This window comes from Seonamhaeicola aphaedonensis (genome assembly GCF_003386195.1).
GTDB classification, from domain to species: domain Bacteria; phylum Bacteroidota; class Bacteroidia; order Flavobacteriales; family Flavobacteriaceae; genus Seonamhaeicola; species Seonamhaeicola aphaedonensis.
On the sequence record NZ_QRDX01000005.1, the window covers coordinates 140,741 to 160,734 of the forward strand.

Consider the following 19,994-nt stretch of genomic DNA (forward strand, 5'->3'; position numbering starts at 1 on the left):
CAGGATACACATAAAAATTAAAGTGCTTATTTTTACAAAGTTATTCTGAGCTATAATAAGAAAAAAACTACTTATGAAAAAAAATTGCACTTTCCAATGGAAAAGTCGGGCGATGTTTTTTTTGTTGATGCTACTGTTATCTTCAAGTTTACTTAAAGCCCAAGTTGTCCTTGAAACTGAAGTTAAAATAAGCGACTTTGGTTTACATTTTAACGGTAGCAAGGTTACTGGTGGTGCCTCAAACCCTGGAGATAATGCACCTTATGATTATTTTTTTGGACGCAACATATCTGCGCATGGCGATGCGGTAAAGTCTTTTGGAAATTTCGTATTTATGACTTGGTATCGCGGTCCTAAGGCAGACCGACATTTAATGCTTTCACGCTATAACAAATCAACAGGTGTTGTTGCTACTATTGAATTTCCGCATAGACACACCGGATATCAAAATAGATATTGGATAGGTGAATCGCATAATACCTGTGCTGTTGGTATTAGTCCTAAAGATGGAACCATTCATCTATTATACGATATGCATGCTTACAGTGCCACAAGACCTTCAGATGGAAGTTTAGCTAATGATTATTTTAGATATTCCTATTCGGTTCCTAATGCTGCAACCGTTGCAGATAATGAATTTACATTGGATAAGTTTGTAAAAGATAATGGCGTGGATGGTGATTATAAACATTTGCGAACACCTGGAAGCGTAGCGCAATCTGAATTTGTAGCATTAACCTATCCGAGCTTTTTTCTTAATGACGAAGGTGACCTTTTGTTTTTTATGCGTGAAGGTGGGAACAATAATGGTATGTACAAGTTTAGTAAATATGATGCGGCTTCTGGAACTTGGGGCAATTTCATAGATTTTAATAGATTAAATGCTAGGAGTCAACCGGGGATTACTTATAATTGGGGTTTATACGGCGATATTAAATATGCCAATGGAAAAATACGAATAGGTTTTCAACGAAGGTCTTCTAACAATAATGATAAATATGAATACCAAAACGGTATTTATTATGCGTATTCAGATGATCCAAGTGGTGCTACTGGTTGGAAAAATTACAAAGGAGAACCGTTTGACCTACCATTATGGGATGCCGATGTTATAAAAGTAATGGAACCAGGAGATTACGTAGCAACAACTCAAGCAAATAAAGTACACATTGTAGGTAATTTCGATTGGACGGTTACCGATAATGGCGATGTGCATTTTATAAGTAGAGTTAGAGATAATGAAAATAACGTTACAAAGTACTTGCACACGTATCAACCATCAGGAACTGGAGATTTTATAACTTCTGAGGATTTTTCTGGGGGTTCAGCCTTGTATACTTCGGGTAATGATGTTTACCTAATAGGATTAAGTAATGGACGTGTTTTTGTAGATAAAACAGAAGGCGGTACTAACAATTTCCAAAGAGTTTATCACGCTACATCGGGTAAAACTTTTGATCATGGTGTCATAAATATAAAAGATGGTAAAGTGTATTATTATCTCATGGAGGACACCTCAGGCAGTGCAATGCCCTTGTACCTTCAAATCATAGATTTAGGCATTGTACCACAAGACCCCTTAGCAGCAAATAATTTTACCATAGAGTCTGTAGGAGAGACCTGTGCCGATAAGAACAACGGCAAGCTTATCATTACAGGCCATGCTACCCATGATTATACAACCACAATCAATGGAGTAGCATATGATTTTACCAAGGAATTGACTGTTGAGAATTTAACTCCAGGCACATATGAATTTTGTATTGATGTGGTAGGAGAGAATTATAGTCACTGTTATGAAGTTACCATAGCGGGAGGCGCAAGTTTAAGTGGAAAAATAGAGGTTGTTAAGAAATCAGCCAATGTATCCGTTACCTCAGGCACAGGGCCCTATAAGGTTTACAAAAACGGTTTGGAGCTTTTTGAGACCCATCAAACCAATTTTACAATAGCGGTAGAGCATGGTGATGAGATTCAGGTAAAGAGCAAAGAAGCCTGCCAAGGAAAAATGACAAAGACTATCAATTTACTAGAAGATGTCAAGGCCTATCCCAACCCATCTAATGGTCTATTTGAGTTATACATTCCCAATGATGTAGAGACCCTGAACTTAGAGGTTTATAACATCCAATCACAGTTAATAAAGTCAAAAACATACAGAATAAATAACGGTAAAGTTAGTTTAGATCTAACAGATAGTCCAAACGGAATCTATTTTGTAAGAATGAATTTAGAAAAACCAGTATTCACAAAATTAATAAAGAAATAAAATGAAAAAGGCATATTTATATTTAGTTGTATTCACAAGTATTTTAATGTCATGTAGTGGCGGCGGTGATGGTGATGGCGGTGGTCCAGATCCAGATGTAGAGAACACGGCACCTACAGTTCCCACATTGGTTTACCCATTAAGCAATACGTTATGTATAGACAATAATGTTGTATTTGAATGGAACGCCTCTACCGATAGTGAAGGCAATGCGATAACCTATAGAGTTGAGGTATCTGAAAACAGTAATTTCTCAACATTGTCACATGATCTATCAAGTTCCACAACCTCAAGAGTTATTAGTTTAGAAAAGGGTAAATCCTATTATTGGCGATTAAAGGCCAGAGACGTTAAAGGAGCGGAGAGTGGCTATTCCTCGGTTAGTCAATTTTTAACTGAAGGCGATGGTGTATCCAACCATTTACCATTTGCACCAGAGTTGGTAGCACCAGCAATGAATTCAGAGATAGATGGTACGAGTACGACATTGAGTTGGACCGCCAGTGATGTAGATGGCGATACTTTGAGTTATGATGTGTATTTAGATACCAACAGTAGTCTATCAACAAAAGTATCAGAGGGTCAATCAGGGACTAGTTATGATGCCACAGGATTAAGTGCCGCATCTACCTATTACTTTAAGGTAGTAGTTAAAGATGGTAACGGAGGGGCAACCATTGGACAAGTGTGGAGTTTTACGACTAAATAATAAAGCTAATGTTTAGAAATTTAAAAATTAATAAGGGGTATGTATCCTTCCTTAAAAAAATAATTTATTCTTTAGTTTTTTTAATGGGGCTAGTAACGTATGCCCAAAACATTGAAGCACCTTCTTGGGTAGATTTTGCATCTAAAAAGTTAACAGGCAATTTATCTGAAGCTACTTTGAGTGATTTTTCTTATACAGGTTACCATTTTTCAGAAAAAGAATTACCAGATGTCTCTAGCTGGAATACGATAAGCGTCACCGATTATGGAGCCATTCCAGATGATACAGGTTATGATGATACAGCTATTCAAGCAGCTATTGATGCTGCTGAGGCAAGTAATGAGCCAACCGTTGTGTTTTTTCCAGCGGGTAGGTACATCGTTTCTAGTGAAACAACTAAAACGCAACCCATAATTATTAGCGGAAGTCACATTGTATTAAAAGGCGCTGGCAAAGGTGCTGGAGGCACAGAAATTTATGCTGATAAATTCAATGAAAACAAGTTTGGTAGTGGTTCAACGCATTATCGCTTTATGTTTAAACCATCCAATACAGACTCAAATGACATCACACAGGTAACTGCAGAGATAAAAAAGGGTGATTTTGAAGTTCAAGTTGCCAGTACTGCTAATCTATCGGTTGGTCAATATGTAGATTTATTTCAAAAAACAACAGATAATCTAGAGGCCAATATGCCTGGATTAACACCTAATATACGATGGACTATCATTAATAGAGATGGTATTCGTCCTTTTGAAAAACATATCATTACTAAAATATCTGGTAATAAAGTAACCTTTAAAAATCCTGTTCAGCTAAATATGCCGGTGTCTTCTACAACGGTACTTAAAACTTTTCAAACCATTGAAGAGGTTGGGGTGCAAGATATTTTATTCACCAGTGGTTGGAAAGATTATCCGGAAAACTTCGTGCACCACGCCAATGATATTGTAGACTATGCTTGGCAAGCTTTGTTTTTTACAAATGTTGTAAACGGATGGATTAAAGATTGTCATTTTAAAGATTGGAATGAAGATATTTTTATCGATAGAAGTATGGCGGTAACTGTTAAAAATATCGATATTTCTGGTAAAAGAGGCCATACTAGTTATTTTTCTAGATACAGTTATGGCGTACTTTTCGAAAATTGTTTTGATAATGCAGATGAAGGTCTAAGTGATGGTAGAAAAGGTATGTTGCATGGCCCAGGAATGCGTTGGAGTACCACAAGTTCAGTTTTTGTAAATTGTCCCATGCAACCCGACCAATCCATAGATTGTCATGCTTCTCACCCTTACGCCAATTTATTGGATAATATTCAGGGTGGAAAGCTTTTAGGTAATGGTGGCGCAGAGACATCTTACCCAAATAGTGGGCCTTATTTAACATTTTGGAATTTTAAGCATGATGCTTTTTTTACCACTAGGCTTTACGATTTTTGGTTTATTTCCAACACATCGGAAAGAAGAACGCATACCTTCCCAAATCCTATTTTTGTTGGTTTTCAGCCTGGTCCAGGAGAGACGATTTATTTTAAAAATGAAGGTTTGGATGAGTTGCGGGGACAACAAGTATATCCTAATTCATTATTTGATGCGCAATTGCAGTTACGATTTTATAATAGGTACATGTCGGCGTCGTCATCTAAAATGAATGCCGAAGCCAAATTGGCGAATGATGATGAAGATGCTACATTTTGGGAATCTGAAAATGCTGGTGCTGGAGAATGGTTGATGTTGGATTTAGGTATTAATAAAACGGTTAAAGGAATTACCTTAAAAGAGGCTTCTTCACGAATTAAAGATTGGACATTAGATTATTGGAATGGCAGTCAATGGGTAGAACTTGTTTCAGATTCTGAAATAGGTACCGAAAAAACTGTTAATTTTGATCTTATTGTTGCACGCAAACTTCGATTTAATATCGTGAATATGTTAGCGGGACAAGAATCTGCTTCGGCTTCAATCACGGCATTTAGTATTGTGCCAGGACCTTTAGAGTTACCAGCAAATAATTTCACTATCGAAACAATAGGAGAAACATGTGTAGATAAACAAAATGGAAAAGTTATTATTAGTGCTAATGCAACATTTGACTACATAGCCACTATTAATGGAGGAACTTACAATTTTAATAATACTACCACCATTGAAAATCTTTCACCAGGAACTTACAGTTTATGTATTACTGTAGATGGTGAAGAGTTTGAACAGTGTTATGAAGTTACTATTGATGGCGGTGTAAATTTAACTGGTAAAATACAAGTGGTTAAACAATCGGTTGAAGTTTTGGTTGATTCTGGTGCTGCTCCTTACACCGTATATAAGAATGGTGAAAAAATATTAGAGACCTATCAATCTCATTTTAATATTGATGTAAATCACGGAGACAATATTGAAGTTAAAAGTAAGGATGCCTGCCAAGGAAAAATGTCTAAAACCATCAATTTACTTGAAAATCTTAGGGCCTATCCTAATCCATCATCAGGATTATTCGAAATTTTTGTCCCTAATAACGTAAAAATGGTTGATTTAGAAATCTACAATATGCATTCGCAATTAATTGGTGTAAAAAAACAACAACTTAATTCAGGAAAACTTTCTTTAAATATAGAGGACAAGCCAGATGGAATTTACTTTGTAAAAATTAACTTAGAGAAACCGGTTTTTGTTAAATTGATTAAACACTAATTTAAATATTAAAACTATTCTTGCCCAGAGTAGTTTATATAAAAAATTTAGAGCATTTAAAAGCCATAGAGTTTTAAACTTTATGGCTTTTTCTTTTAGAAAAATAGACTTGCAGTAAAGAGCAGGATGAACACCTTTTTTTTAAATGATAGATTTAAGAAATTAAAACTTAGATTATTATCAAATGAGAAAATTTACCCTCCAAACTTTCATTATTATTTGCTTATTACAATCTCTTTTACTCCCTTCCTGCAGCCATAAAGAAAATATAGTTAAAGTTGTTACACATTCTGATGCACTTCAGGTTTCATTTGCTTTACAGGATGTAGAATTGGCTTTAGGTTCTCAATATCGGCTTGCTAATGCAGAATTTGTAGATAATGCAGATATAGTGTTGTCTATAAAAAAAATGGATACATTAAAGCCTGAAGGTTTCAAAATTGATAAAACAAAAAGCATACTAGAGGTTATTGGCTATGACGAAGCAGGATTGATGTATGGTACTTTAGAACTGGCGGAGCAGATTAAATTATATGGACTTGACGGTATAAAATCGATGGTTCGTAACCCGTATTTAGAAATGCGAGGGCCTAAATTTAATATCCCCCTAGATGTACGCACACCAAGTTACACCGATGTTTGTGATGCGGCTCAATTCAATATACCACACATGTGGGATTTCAGCTTTTGGAAAGACTATATCGATACCATGGCACGCTACCGTTATAATTATATTTCACTGTGGAGCTTGCATCCGTTTCCGTCGTTGGTGAAAGTGCCCGGATATGAAGAAATTGCGCTAGATGATGTACAACGTTCAACAATAGATTGGGAGGAGCATTATAATCTCATGGGTATTGGTTTTGATGCTCCAGAAATTTTAGAAAATGTCGAAGTTTTAAAAAGAATTACCATAGATGAGAAAATTGAGTTTTGGAAAAAAGTAATGGCCTACGGAAAGCGCAGGAACATTGATTTTCATATAATCACATGGAATATTTTTGATTATGGCACACAAGGGAAATATGGCATAACCGACGATAGAGATAATGAAATTACCAAGGACTACTTTAGAAAAAGTATTAAGCAATTGTTTGTTACCTATCCAGATTTAGCGGGTATTGGTTTGACAACAGGAGAGAACATGAAAGGTGCTAATCATGAGGAGCGTGAAGATTGGGCTTATGACACTTATGGCCTTGGTATTTTAGATGCCGCCAAAGAAATGCCTGAAAGACAGTTTAAATTTATCCACCGGCAACACCAATCTGGTGCTAAAGAAATTGCTGAAAAATTTAAGGCGGTTGTTGAGGCTGAAAATGTAGAATTTTTGTTCTGTTTCAAATATGCTAAAGCCCATGTGTATAGTGCAACACAACAACCGTATCATGAAAATGCCAATTATTTAGAGCAAATTGAAGGTATGAAAACCTTATGGGGTTTGCGTAATGATGACACCTTTTACTTCAGGTGGGGCGCTCCCGATTTCACACGGGAGTTTATTAACAATTTACCCTATGAAGATGTCGCAAAAGGAATTTATTTTGGTTCTGACCAGTGGATTTGGGGGCGAGATTTTTTAACTATAGCACCAGAAACACACAACCAGATTGAGGTTGAAAAACATTGGTATCAATGGCTATTATGGGGCAGATTAAGTTATGATCCTTCCATATCAAATGACCGCTTTAAGGATATATTGGCAAGTCGATTTCCTGATATAGATGCTAATAAATTGTTTTCTGCATGGCAAAATGCTTCTATGGTGTATCCTATTACAACCGGATTTCACTGGGGAAGTCTCGATTTTCAATGGTATATTGAAGGATGTAAGAGTCGGCCAAGTCAAGCAGAAAACGAAACTGGGTTTCATGATGTAAATCGTTTCATCTCTCTGGGTGTACATCCAAAATCAGGAAATCAATCCATTCCAGATTATGTAAAAATGGTTTCCAACGGAAGTACTACCCCTTTAAAAACACCTTTACAGGTTTCAACAGAACTTCAAAAAGTATCAAATAGTGCATTAATAGATATTGAAGAATTTAAGGATATCCAGAATAAGGAATTGCAATTCACTTTAAACGATATTCAAACCGTTTCGTTTTTGGGGAAGTACTATGCCCATAAAATTGAAGGTGCCACTTATTTAGCGTTATTTCGAGATTCCAATAAAAACGAGTATCAAGAATTATCGGTAAAAGCTTTAGAGAATGCTCTTAAATTTTGGAACCAATATGTCGAGCAAGCCATGTTACAAAATCATAACCCTTTGTGGACCAACAGAGTGGGCATAGTAGATTGGAAACAAATTACGGAATGGGTAAAACAAGATATCGAAATCGCAAAATATGAGCAGTAATATGAAGGTTTTAAAAATAATAGTACTTGGCTTTTTGATTGGTTTCGGGCCGTATGCATTGAGTCAATCTTCAAAGCACCGATTGGTGATTTTGGCCGATATGGGTAACGAACCCGATGAGGAACAGCAAATGGCTCACATGCTCATGTGTTCCAATGAATTTGACCTTGAAGGACTTATTGCAGTGAGCGGAAAGTATTTACATAACAAGCATAGATTGGTTGAAAGACAAAGGCTATATCCAGATTTGTTTGAAAATCTTATTGATGGTTATGAAAAGGTTTTTGAAAACTTGAAAATACATACCAAAGGTTATCCAGAACCAGCCTACTTAAGAACCATTGGGGCCTCAGGGCAACCTGGATATGGTATGGGCGATGTTGGAGATGGAAAAAGTACCAAAGGGTCGGAGTTATTAATTGATATTTTTAAAAAGGAGGACTCACGTTTAATTTATATTGTGGTGAATGCAGGTTCTAACACATTAGCGCAAGCATTAAATGATTTTAAGGCGAGTCATTCGGAAGAGACCTTGAATAATGTGTTAAAAAAACTGAGGGTGTTTGAAAATGGTGCACAAGATGACGCAGGGGCTTGGATTTGCGCCAATTATCCTGACATTCATTGGACACGAAGTAACTATCAAACCTATGCCTATGGTGGGCCTGCTTGGGCTTGGGGAAATGACCCTGATGCCGATAAAAAAGGGCCTCACACGTGGAAACCCTACGCCTATAACGCCACAGGGCAACATCAATGGGTACTAGAGCATATCAAAAACCATGGAGCCTTAGGGAGATTATTTCCTTTGAGAGAAACACCAACGGGTAGACTGGCCTTTATTGAAGGCGGAGGGACTATTCCTTGGTTGGGGCTTATACATCAAGGATTATCTGATATAAGTCAACCCAGTTGGGGTAGTTGGAGTGGTAGATTTTCAGAAAAACCGATTAAAAATGTACCCTCAAGACATGAAAGTGTAAGAGTTGATGAGGAGGCATACGGTGATTATTATTTATTTACCGAAGTTTCAGATGTTTGGAAAGACCCAGAAACCAATCTAGTGTATAATTCAATTTATGCACCTGTTTGGAGGTGGCGGCAAGCTTACTATAACGATTTTCAAGCCAGAATGGATTGGTGTGTGGCTTCTTTTGAAAAAGCCAATCATCATCCAGTAGCCTCAATAAATGGGGATAACACAGAAAAAATTCATTTTATACCAATCACTTCTGGAGATACTATTTCATTGGATGCTTCTGGTTCTTTAGACCCAGATGCCGATAATCTAACCTATAAATGGTGGGTTTATAGAGAGGCAGGAACTTACAAAGGAAATACACAATTAATTAAGAACCCTACACAGGCTATTACTGAGATTGTAGCTCCAGAGGATGCTTCAGGTAAAACCATTCATGTTATTCTTGAAATTGAAGACAATAATAGTATTGCTTCATTGCACGATTATAGGCGCATTATTTTAACCGTTGAATAATTTTAACTTTATGAAGTTTATCAAAAAAAAGCTACCCTTTAAAATTGTTGCAACCTTTGTGCTACTTCTATGCATAGGATGTGAAAAAGAATCATCTTTCACTATTAATATCCAAAATACTATCAATGCCCCACAAGTATTACATGGTATTAATAAGTTGACGGATTTCGCAGAAAAAAATACTGTTACCATAGCCCAAAATAATGATGCTTTAATCATAAAAACGGTCTTGGATTCTTCAGCCTTAAAAACAGAAGCCTTTTCCATTAATTCAAATGATAACTTAGTCACGGTAACTGGAGGCGATGCTACTGGCATTATGTACGGACTGTTGGACATTAAAGAACAAATAGCATCAGGCAATAAGGCTATTGAAAATAAAGATGAAGCGCCAAATTTGGCATTTAGGGCGCTAAAATTCAATTTGCCATGGGAGGCTTATCGAAGCAGTAAAACATTAGAAGCGCATACCGAAACTTGTAAGGATACACTGTTTTGGAGGGATTTTTTAGATATGATGGCTGAAAATCGTTTTAACAAGTTAACCTTGTGGAATTTACATCCATTTAGTAGAATGGTTAAAACCGAAAAGTATCCCGAAGCCTGTAGTCTTTCTGATGAAGAAATGAACAGATGGGAAACGTTATGGCATACGCTTTTTAGAATGGCTAAAGATCGTGGTATTGAAACCTATATGGTTAACTGGAATATTTTTGTGTCTAAAGAATTTGCTGAACATCACAAGGTGTCTCATATTTCTATAAAGAAAGAGACTCATGTTGGTGTAGGTGATACTTCTGAAGTTGTTAAAGATTATATGCGCGAATGTGTTAGAGAGACCATTGATAAATATCCTAACCTTACAGGTTTAGGAATTACCCTTGGAGAGGGTATGGGCGGAATGACAGCAGAGGAACGTGAAGAATGGATTTTGGAAACAGTGGTAGAAGGTGCTAGACAAGCCAAACGAAAAATAAAATTTATTCATCGTGTACCACTCTCAGCAGGAACGGGTAGTGGTGGTTCTACAGATGTGTCGGTTGAAAAGTTAACCCGACGAACATTAGACACTTTAACCTGTTTTGATGGCCCCATAAATATCGAACTGAAATTTAATTGGTCTCACGGCCATTCAACACCAAAATTAGTAAAAGTACATGGAGGCGAACTTAAGGATACTTATTGGAACCCACTGCCTGAAAACTATTATTTAGCGTGGATGATTCGTAACGAAGATTTTTTCATTCTGCGTTGGGGACAACCAGATTTTATTAGACAGCATATTGCAGAAAACTTACATCCGTATGTGAATGGCTATTATGTGGGTTCAGAAACTTACATTCCTGCTAAAGACTATATTACTTCATTAAAAGGCGCTTCTACTACGTATGCTTTTGAAAGGCAATGGATGTTTTATAAAGTTTGGGGGCATTTACTTTATAATCCCGATACACCAGATTCTTATTTTATTCAAGCTTTTGAAAATCGTTTTCCAAGTCATGGAAAAGCATTGTTTGAAGCCCAGTCCAAAGCAAGTAAAGTACCATTAATTATTGCTTCCTTCTGGAATGCTAAATGGGATTTTACCTTGTATTCCGAAGGTATGTTAGGCTTTAATGATGGGCCACCAGCTGTAAAACTATTGTCATTACAAACTTTAGCCAATAGAACACCAATGGACCCAAGGTATACGGGTATTAAGGAATTTGTTGATACAGGAAAGAAGACAGTTTTGGGTAAAATTACACCCATCCAATTAGCTGATTCATTAAGTGTTTTTTGTAATGAAGCCTTGAGAATAGTGCAACCAATTAATTATGAGACTAATACAGATTTACTTTATGAAAAAGCCGATATTCAGGCTTGGGCTTATTTGGGGCTTTATTTTTCTGATAAATTGAAATCAGCCGTAGCATATCAACGATATTTAAATACAGAAAAAGAAATATTTCATCAAGAGGCTGTGACGTGCTTAGAAAGTGCTACTAAAAATTGGTCAAAATTGGTAGATGTCACCAAACCTGTTTATCAACCTGTTCCTATAGAACATAAGGGCTATCGAGTAAAAAGTAATTTGTTCCATTGGTCTATAGTTCAGGAAGAAGTGGAAGCAGAATTGAAATGGTTAAAGATATTAGACCTTAAATCAATTAAAGAATTAAACTAATATATGAAGGTAAAAAGATTTATTATTTATAGTCTTTTAATAGTTGTGTTGTTCTCTTGTAAGGATAACAATCAAAAAACCATAAGAGGAAACAAGGAAGATATCAATACCAATCCTAAAATTTTCCCATCTGTTATGGAAACAGACCAAAATTCAAACAAAAACAGATTCATTTTAATGTCTGATATTGGCCACGATCCAGACGATGAACAGCAATTTGTTCATTTGTTAATGTACTCCAATAAATTTGATTTGGAAGGATTAATAGCGGTAACAGGACGTTATTTTAGACCAAATCCCAAGGATACCGTAAAAGTGCTGATGCCAGAGTTATTTCATTATTATATTGACGGTTATGAAAAAGTATACCCAAATCTGCAATTGCATGAAAAAGGATGGAAAACACCAGGGTATCTCCATAGCATTGTTGCTTCGGGTCAAGAGGGGAATGGTATGAAAGATGTTGGTTTAGGTAAAACTAGTGAAGGCTCTAAATTGATTATAGAGACTCTACTAAAAGATGATGATAGACCTATTTTTGTGCTTTCAAATGGCGGTATGAATACATTGGCGCAAGCGTTGTTCGACCTAAGAAATGATTACCCAAAAGAAAAATTAAAACCACTGATTTCTAAACTAAGAGTTTATGATAATTCGGGACAAGATGAAAGTGGTGCTTGGATTTGTCATGAATTTCCAGACTTGTTTTATATTCGGGCTATCCATCAAAATAAAAGTTTTGGAGGACCTTCAAATACTAATCTAGGACCCCATATTTGGCAACCTTACGAGTATAGTCCTTTTGGACAACATCAGTGGTTTAAAGAAAATTTGCAAACCAATCACGGTAAATTGGGTGTCTTATATCCAAATAGAAAAGTAGATAACACCTTTCATTTTATTGGGGGTGGTGGGACCATACCTTGGTTGGTGCTTGTTAATCCTGCATTATCTGACATGTCTGAAACTTCTTGGGGCGGTTGGGGCGGACGTTACTCAGCGAAGAAAAATGACAACCCACCATCTGGATTTTCAATTGTTGAAGCTGATGAACAACCGTATTTACCATACAAGGCTTATACCGATGGAGACCCTATTGTAGATACCTGGACAAACCCCGATGATGGAAAAGTTTACGCCGATGAATACACGCCTGTTTGGCGTTGGCGCAAAGCTATTTGGAACGATTTAAAAGCTAGAATGGATTGGTGTGTTCAGCCTTTCAATAAAGCGAATCACCGTCCTGTGGCTGTATTAAATGGCGATAGTACCAATCAAATAGTAAAGTCAAAATATAACTATCATGAAGAGGTGATTTTAGATGCTACCGGTTCAACAGACCCAGATGGTGATAATTTGAGCTATAAGTGGTGGATATATCTCGAAGCTGGAAAAAAATCATACAACAAGCCCATAAAAATTGAAAATGATACCCAAATTAAAACATCATTTAAAATCCCCCTAGATGCAGCAGCCAGAGAATTACATGTCATTTTAGAGGTGCATGATAATAATAGTATAGTGCCTTTAATTGAATATAGACGTATGGTCATTATTGTCACTAATTATTAAAGAGGCTAACAGAATGGATCCTTCATTCTAATAGTCTTTTTAAAATCAATAAAGTGTATCAGTGTATTGTCTTTTTTTAATGACAGTACAGGATAGTTTTTTGCCAAAAAAACAGCATCTTGCTATGCGGTTTCAGTAACAATATAAAATTGAGTTTTAACTCAATCTTTAACAATTCAACTTTAGTGTAATGACAAAATCAAGACTCTTTTTTGCAATATTTTCATATGTTGCTTTTACTTTTTTTTTATTGTCTTGTAATAACGAATTAAATCAAGCACCAGCATCACTGACTATTTCCGAAGGCTTTAAAAATCCTATGGGGTTTCATGACGATAAACCAACCTTTTCATGGCAACTTCCAGTTACAACAGATGTTAAGTCTCAATCGGCTTATCAAATAGTGGTTGCATCTTCAAGAGAATTATTACCTAATAATCCTGATTTGTGGGATTCTACAAAACAAGAAAGTAATCAATCAACCTTTATTGAATATAAAGGAACTGAATTGCAATCACGCCAAAAAGTATATTGGCAAGTGCGGTATTGGAATCAAGATGGCCATGTTTCAGAATGGAGCGACATTAATTTTTTTGAATTAGGTTTACTAAATAATTCGGACTGGAAAGCAAAGTGGGTTGGATTGGACACTGCAAAAGATAGTATTAAATGCGTTCGAAAGTTTTTAATGCACAGGCCACAATGTTTAAGAAAGGGGTTTGAAATTTCTACTGAAGTCGCGTCAGCGAGATTATACATTACAGCAAAAGGTGTTTTTGATGTGCACCTAAATGGAAAGGATGTAAGCGATGATGTGATGCCTCCTGGTTGGACGCCCTATAACCACCGCATTGAGACTTTAACCTATGATGTTAGTGAATTAATAGCTTCTGGAAATAATGTTTTGGCAGTTGAATTGGCCTCTGGTTGGCATTCAGGAAGAATTAGTAGGGGCAATGCACTTTATGAAAATTTTGCATCACCAAAAATATTATGCCAGTTAGAAATTACTTTGAAAGATGGCTCTAAACAAACCATTATTTCTGATGACACTTGGAAAGGCACAACCAACGGACCCACACGATTGGCAAGTATTTATGATGGCGAAGTTTATGATGCGAACCTTGAAATGCCAAATTGGACAACTACCAGTTTTGATGACTCAACATGGATTCAAACGGAAACAGATGTGATAACAGATTCTGTAAAGTTAGAACCCAAAAGGCACAACACAGTTAAAACTAGGACTACAATTGATAATGTAAAATTGGTTTCTGCAAAAAATAATACGGCTATTTTTAACTTCCAGCAAAATATAGTAGGAGTTCCTAAAGTAAAAGTTCCTATGAAAAAAGGAGATACTTTAAAAATTCGATTTTCCGAAATGTTGTTGAATGATGGTACGTTTTATACAACAAATTATCGTTCAGCAAAATCAACAGATTATTATATAGCGTCAAAAGATGGTATTGTAGAATATACACCTAAGTTTACATTTCATGGTTTTCAATTTTTAGAATTAAGTGGTTTTGATCAAAGTGCTAACCCTGAAGCAAGTTGGGTGCAAGGTTTAGCGCAATATTCCAATTTTGATCAAAACGGAACCTTTACTTCTTCCCATGAAAAATTAAACCAATTGCAAAGTAACATTACTTGGGGTTTGCGAGATAATTTTTTTGATATCCCTACAGACTGCCCACAACGCGATGAGCGCCTAGGTTGGACAGGTGATGCCCAAGTTATTAGTCCAACAGCCATGTTTAATTATGATATGTATTCGTTTTGGTCGGCATGGTTGCAAAGTATGCGGGAAACACAATCGGAACACGAAAATGGCTTGATTCCATTTATCATTCCAGATGTACTTCAAAACAACAATGCCAGTTCTGGTTGGGGCGATGCCTGTGTTATTATTCCCTGGGATTTATATCACCTTACAGGAGATAAAAGCTTACTTCATGAAAATTACGAAATGGGAAAGAAATGGATAGGATATTATCAGTCAAAGGCCAAAAATTTTATACCAAACATGCACTCTTTTGCAGATTGGTTGCAACCATTTCCAACGAAAGAAGGAAAAGAGGGCAATAAAGGTGATACGCCTAGAGATTTAATTAACACCGCTTATTTTGGACATTCGGCACATTTAATATCTAAAATTGCAGGTATTTTAGGTAAAGAAGACGATGAAAAAAAATTCAAAGATTTGTATAAAGCTGTTGCTAACGCTTTTGAAAATGAATTTTTTGATGAACAACATGGAAAGCTAAAAACCGAGCACGAAACACAAACAAGCTATTTGCTTGCTATCTATTTTGATTTACTAAAACCTGAAACCAAGAAAAAAGCGCAACAACATTTATTGGCAACCATTAAAAAGGCAGACAATCACTTAGGAACAGGATTTTTAGGAACCCCTATTTTACCCAAGGTTTTAGATGATATGGGAGAAATAGATTTGATGTATAAAATTCTATTTAAAGAAACCTATCCATCGTGGTTTTACTCCATAAACCAAGGCGCAACAACCATGTGGGAGCGCTGGAATAGTTATAGTCAAGCAGAGGGCTATAATCCACAGCCTATGAATAGTTTGAATCATTATGCTTATGGTGCTATCGGCCAATGGATGTATGAACGAATAGCTGGTTTAGCATCTTTAGAGCCAGGATACAAGAAAATAAGAATTGCACCCATACCAAATACCGAGTTTTTAACATCGGCTTCTGCAAGTGTAAAATCCCCCTATGGTGAAGCATCTTCATCTTGGAACATTGAAAATGGTGAATTCACCTTGGATGTGGTTATTCCGCCCAATACCTCGGCCGAAGTTCAAATTCCTTTTGGAACTGAGGCTAATTTAATGGTAAACGGAAACAATTTCACGGAAACTTCAAATGTAAAATTAATAAGTTCTGATAAAAATGTAGTTAAACTTTTAGCAGAACCAGGAACCTATAACTTCCAAACTAAATTTTAAATCATGTTTAAAAAATCAAATTTCAAATTCTTTGTATATGCAGTAAGCGCTTTTATTTTTTTGAATATGGCATCATGCAAAGAACAAGTTGTATTGAGAGCTCCCGAAAATTTAACCATTTCCGAGGGGTTTGAAAATCCTTTAGGATTTTACGATGCTAATCCAACCTTCTCTTGGAAATTACCAGTCTTAGAAACTGTAAAAAGTCAGTCGGCTTATCATTTAGTAGTGGCATCTAGTGAGGATATGTTGCCTGATAATCCTGATTTGTGGGATTCTGGTAAGCAAGTTACAGACCAATCGGTTTGGATAAACTACGATGGTAAATCTTTACAATCGCGTCAAAAAGTTTATTGGCAAGTAAAATATTGGAATCAAGATGAAGAAGGTTCTAACTGGAGTGAAATAAATCATTTCGAATTGGGCTTGTTAAGTAATGAGGATTGGAAAGCCCAATGGGCTGGCTTAGATACTGCTAAAGATAGTATAAGAGGAAGAGAGAAAGTTTTGATACATAAACCGCAATATTTGAGAAAAGGCTTTGAGTTATCCAATGATGTGGCATCGGCCAGATTATATATCACGGCAAAAGGTGTTTTTGATGTGGTTATTAATGGTCAAGATGTAAGTGACGATGTTATGTCTCCTGGATTTACATCTTATGATATACGCATAGAAACATTAACTTATGACGTTACCGATTTAATAGAGTCTGGTCAAAATACTATTGGCGTTGAATTAGCATCAGGGTGGTATTCTGGCCGTTTACTATGGGGAAATCCACCATGGGATAATACTATTTCTCCAAAAGTTCTCGTGCAGTTGGAAATGACCATGAAAGATGGTTCAAAAGAAATTGTAATTTCTGATAAAACTTGGAAAGGAACAAGCAATGGACCACTTCAGTTCGCTGAAATTTATGACGGGGAAATCTATGATTCGAATTTTGAAATGCCTAATTGGACAACCAATAATTTTGATGACAAAAATTGGACTCCTGTTGAAGTTACACAAATTGATAATCATGTAAAACTAGAGCCAAAACGTCATACCACTGTTAAAGATAAAATTAAACTGGTGCCTGAGGAGATTGTAAAAAAGAATGGCGCCGTAATATTCAATTTAAAACAAAACATGGTTGGAGTGCCCTTGGTGAAAGTGCCCATGAAAAAGGGTGACACACTAAAAATAAGGTTTTCTGAAATGCTATCACCAGATGGTACATTTTATACCGATAATTACAGAAGTGCCCATTCTACTGATTATTATGTGGCTTCTGAGAATGGGACGATTGAGTATCAACCCAAATTTACATTTCATGGTTTTAGTTATATTGAGCTAAGTGGTTATGATGATTCAAAAGAGCCACAAAAAGATTGGGTAACTGGCATAGTTCAATTTTCAGATTTTGAAGAAAATGGTACGTTTAACTCTTCACACGAAAAATTAAATCAATTACAGAGTAATATTGTTTGGGGATTACGAGGAAACTTTTTAGATATCCCTACCGATTGCCCACAACGTAACGAACGTTTGGGTTGGACAGGTGATGCGCAAGTATTTGGGCCAACATCTATGTTTAATGCCGATGTGTATAAATTTTGGGCTAGTTGGTTGCAAAGTGTACGAGAGGCACAACTTGAAGATGGTGCTATTCCTTGGACGGTTCCTGATGCACGAGGTAATAAGATTGCTAGTTCCGGGTGGGGCGATGTATGTACCATCATTCCCTGGAAAATTTATCTAAGAACAGGAGATATTGGTTTTTTAGAGGATAATTTTGAAATGATGAAAAAGTGGGTAGCACACCACGAACTGAAATCTAAAGACTATGTGTCGAATATGATGTCCTTTTCAGATTGGTTACAACCATTTCCTGAAGAAGGTGGTACAAGAGGAGATACATCCAAAGAGTTGATTGGCACTGCCTTTTTTGCTCATTCAGCTGAATTAACAGCTAAAACAGCCGAAGCTTTAGGCAAAAAAGAAGAGCAAGGAAAATATGAAGAAGTCTTTAAAAAAGTTTCTAAAGCTTTTGATAAAGCATTTTTTGATGAATCAGGAAAATTAAAAGAAGGTTTAGAAACCCAAACATCTTACCTATTAGCTCTTGCTTTCGAATTACTACCTGAAAATAAACGAAAAAATGCGGAAGACAATTTATTGAGAAAGTTGGAGGATGCAGACAATCACTTAAGAACTGGTTTTTTAGGAACACCGTTGTTGTCTCAAGTATTAGACGACATGGACAAAACGGATTTAATGTATCAATTATTGTTCAATGAAACCTACCCATCATGGTTCTATTCTATTAACCAAGGTGCTACTACTATTTGGGAGCGTTGGAATAGTTATGATAAAGAAAAAGGATATAACCCTATGAGCATGAATAGTTTGAATCATTATGCGTATGGGGCCATTGGAGAATGGATGTATGAAAGAATAGGAGGGATTGCACCACTGGAAGCAGGATATAAAGTAATTAGAATCGCACCTGTTCCTAAAGAACCTTTAACTTCTGCATCAGCATCATTAAATACACCTTACGGAGAAGCATCCTCTTCATGGGAAGTAAAAGGAAATGAATTTCAATTACAGGTGGTTGTGCCTCCAAATACAACTGCAAAGGTTGTTTTACCAGGAACTCCAGAGTCTATCGAAGAAACAAATAGTATTGAACCAATAACCAATGAAGCTGGTAATTATGAATTCTTAGTACAACCAGGAACATATAGTTTTACATCTAAGTTGCCATGAAAAAAGGATTTTTTATAATAGCTATTCTCTTAATTTCAGTGTTTTCTTTTTTAAGTTTCAATAGTAAAATAGGAACTTCAAAAGTTGAGAGTGCAACTAAAATGGATTGGCCAAACCAGAGTGAGGGTAATAACCCTGTAATTCGTCACATTCGTACAGCAGACCCATCTGCACATATATGGAATGACGGCAAGGTTTGGATGTATACATCACGTGATATGGAAGATGCTACATTTTACGATTCTATGGATGGTTATCGGGCTTTTTCTTCAACCGATATGGTCAACTGGATAGATCATGGCGAAGTGTTGCACTCTAAGGATATTTCTTGGGGCGTCCCAGGATGGATGTGGGCACCAACGGCTATTTACAAAAAAAACAAATACTATTTACTTTATCCACATTCTGTAAAAGGCTCAAAAGACGATATGCGATGTGGGGTGGCCATCAGTGATGTTCCAGAAGGTCCATTTAAGGATATAGGCTGGATTGATGGTGTAGAAGGCCAATGGTTAGACCCTTGTGTTTTTGAAGATGAAGATGGCAAAGTCTATTTATATTGGGGTGTTAGAGAGCCTAAAGTAGCACGTTTAAAAGATAATCTTTTAGAATTAGATGAAAAACCAAGAACCGTTGAATATGGTAACACAAACTTTTTTGAAGCCAGTTATATGCATAAACGTAATGGAAAATATTACTTCTCGTATAACGCTGGTTTAGGTGGTTTTTATGCAATGGGAGACAATCCTTACGGACCATTTGAATACAAAGGGGCTATCAATCCAAAACAACGGCAAGACCATCATTCTATTATAAATTACAAAGGAAAAGATTATTTCTTTTACCATTGGCAAAATTGGAATGGCGGTTCAAAGTTTAGTAGAAATGTAGCTATTGAGTATCTCTATTATAATGAAGATGGCACTATTCAAGAAATTTTTGCCTCTGAAGAAGGTGTTAAGAAAGTTGAATAATACTATCTAAGATCATAAA

At 36.2% G+C, this 19,994-nt stretch carries 10 protein-coding genes; all 10 read left to right on the forward strand.

All coding sequences use genetic code 11. The features are described from left to right. The first annotated feature begins 73 nt into the window (after positions 1 to 73). Positions 74 to 2,269: a BNR-4 repeat-containing protein gene (locus DFQ02_RS09600; protein WP_116524214.1), complete on the forward strand. Its 2,196-nt coding sequence runs from the start codon at positions 74 to 76 to the stop codon at positions 2,267 to 2,269. Position 2,270: 1 nt separating this feature from the next. Continuing rightward, a complete protein-coding gene (locus DFQ02_RS09605; protein ID WP_116524215.1) occupies positions 2,271 to 2,978 on the forward strand; it encodes a fibronectin type III domain-containing protein in 708 nt (235 codons plus the stop codon). Between the two features lie 8 nt (positions 2,979 to 2,986). Next, positions 2,987 to 5,668: a DUF4955 domain-containing protein gene (locus DFQ02_RS09610; RefSeq protein WP_116524216.1), complete on the forward strand. Its 2,682-nt coding sequence runs from the start codon at positions 2,987 to 2,989 to the stop codon at positions 5,666 to 5,668. A gap of 184 nt (positions 5,669 to 5,852) precedes the next feature. Next, entirely contained in the window at positions 5,853 to 8,030 is a 2,178-nt protein-coding gene (locus tag DFQ02_RS09615; protein ID WP_116524217.1) for a beta-N-acetylhexosaminidase family protein, read from the forward strand. Further along, on the forward strand, positions 8,020 to 9,525 hold the full coding sequence (locus DFQ02_RS09620; protein WP_220340259.1) for a nucleoside hydrolase-like domain-containing protein: 1,506 nt from the start codon (positions 8,020 to 8,022) through the stop codon (positions 9,523 to 9,525). The genes DFQ02_RS09615 and DFQ02_RS09620 overlap by 11 nt, the downstream gene beginning before the upstream one ends. Positions 9,526 to 9,535: 10 nt before the next feature. Next, positions 9,536 to 11,692, forward strand: a complete 2,157-nt coding sequence (locus DFQ02_RS09625) for a hypothetical protein (RefSeq protein WP_147297752.1) — start codon at positions 9,536 to 9,538, stop codon at positions 11,690 to 11,692. A gap of 3 nt (positions 11,693 to 11,695) precedes the next feature. Next, entirely contained in the window at positions 11,696 to 13,264 is a 1,569-nt protein-coding gene (locus tag DFQ02_RS09630; RefSeq protein ID WP_116524220.1) for a nucleoside hydrolase-like domain-containing protein, read from the forward strand. Between the two features lie 190 nt (positions 13,265 to 13,454). After that, complete coding sequence (locus DFQ02_RS09635) at positions 13,455 to 16,244, forward strand: family 78 glycoside hydrolase catalytic domain (protein ID WP_116524221.1); 2,790 nt, start codon at positions 13,455 to 13,457, stop codon at positions 16,242 to 16,244. A gap of 3 nt (positions 16,245 to 16,247) precedes the next feature. Continuing rightward, entirely contained in the window at positions 16,248 to 19,001 is a 2,754-nt protein-coding gene (locus DFQ02_RS09640) for a family 78 glycoside hydrolase catalytic domain (RefSeq protein WP_181896390.1), read from the forward strand. Then, positions 18,998 to 19,975: a family 43 glycosylhydrolase gene (locus DFQ02_RS09645; protein WP_116524222.1), complete on the forward strand. Its 978-nt coding sequence runs from the start codon at positions 18,998 to 19,000 to the stop codon at positions 19,973 to 19,975. Before DFQ02_RS09640 ends, DFQ02_RS09645 begins: the two co-directional genes overlap by 4 nt. Positions 19,976 to 19,994 lie beyond the last annotated feature (19 nt).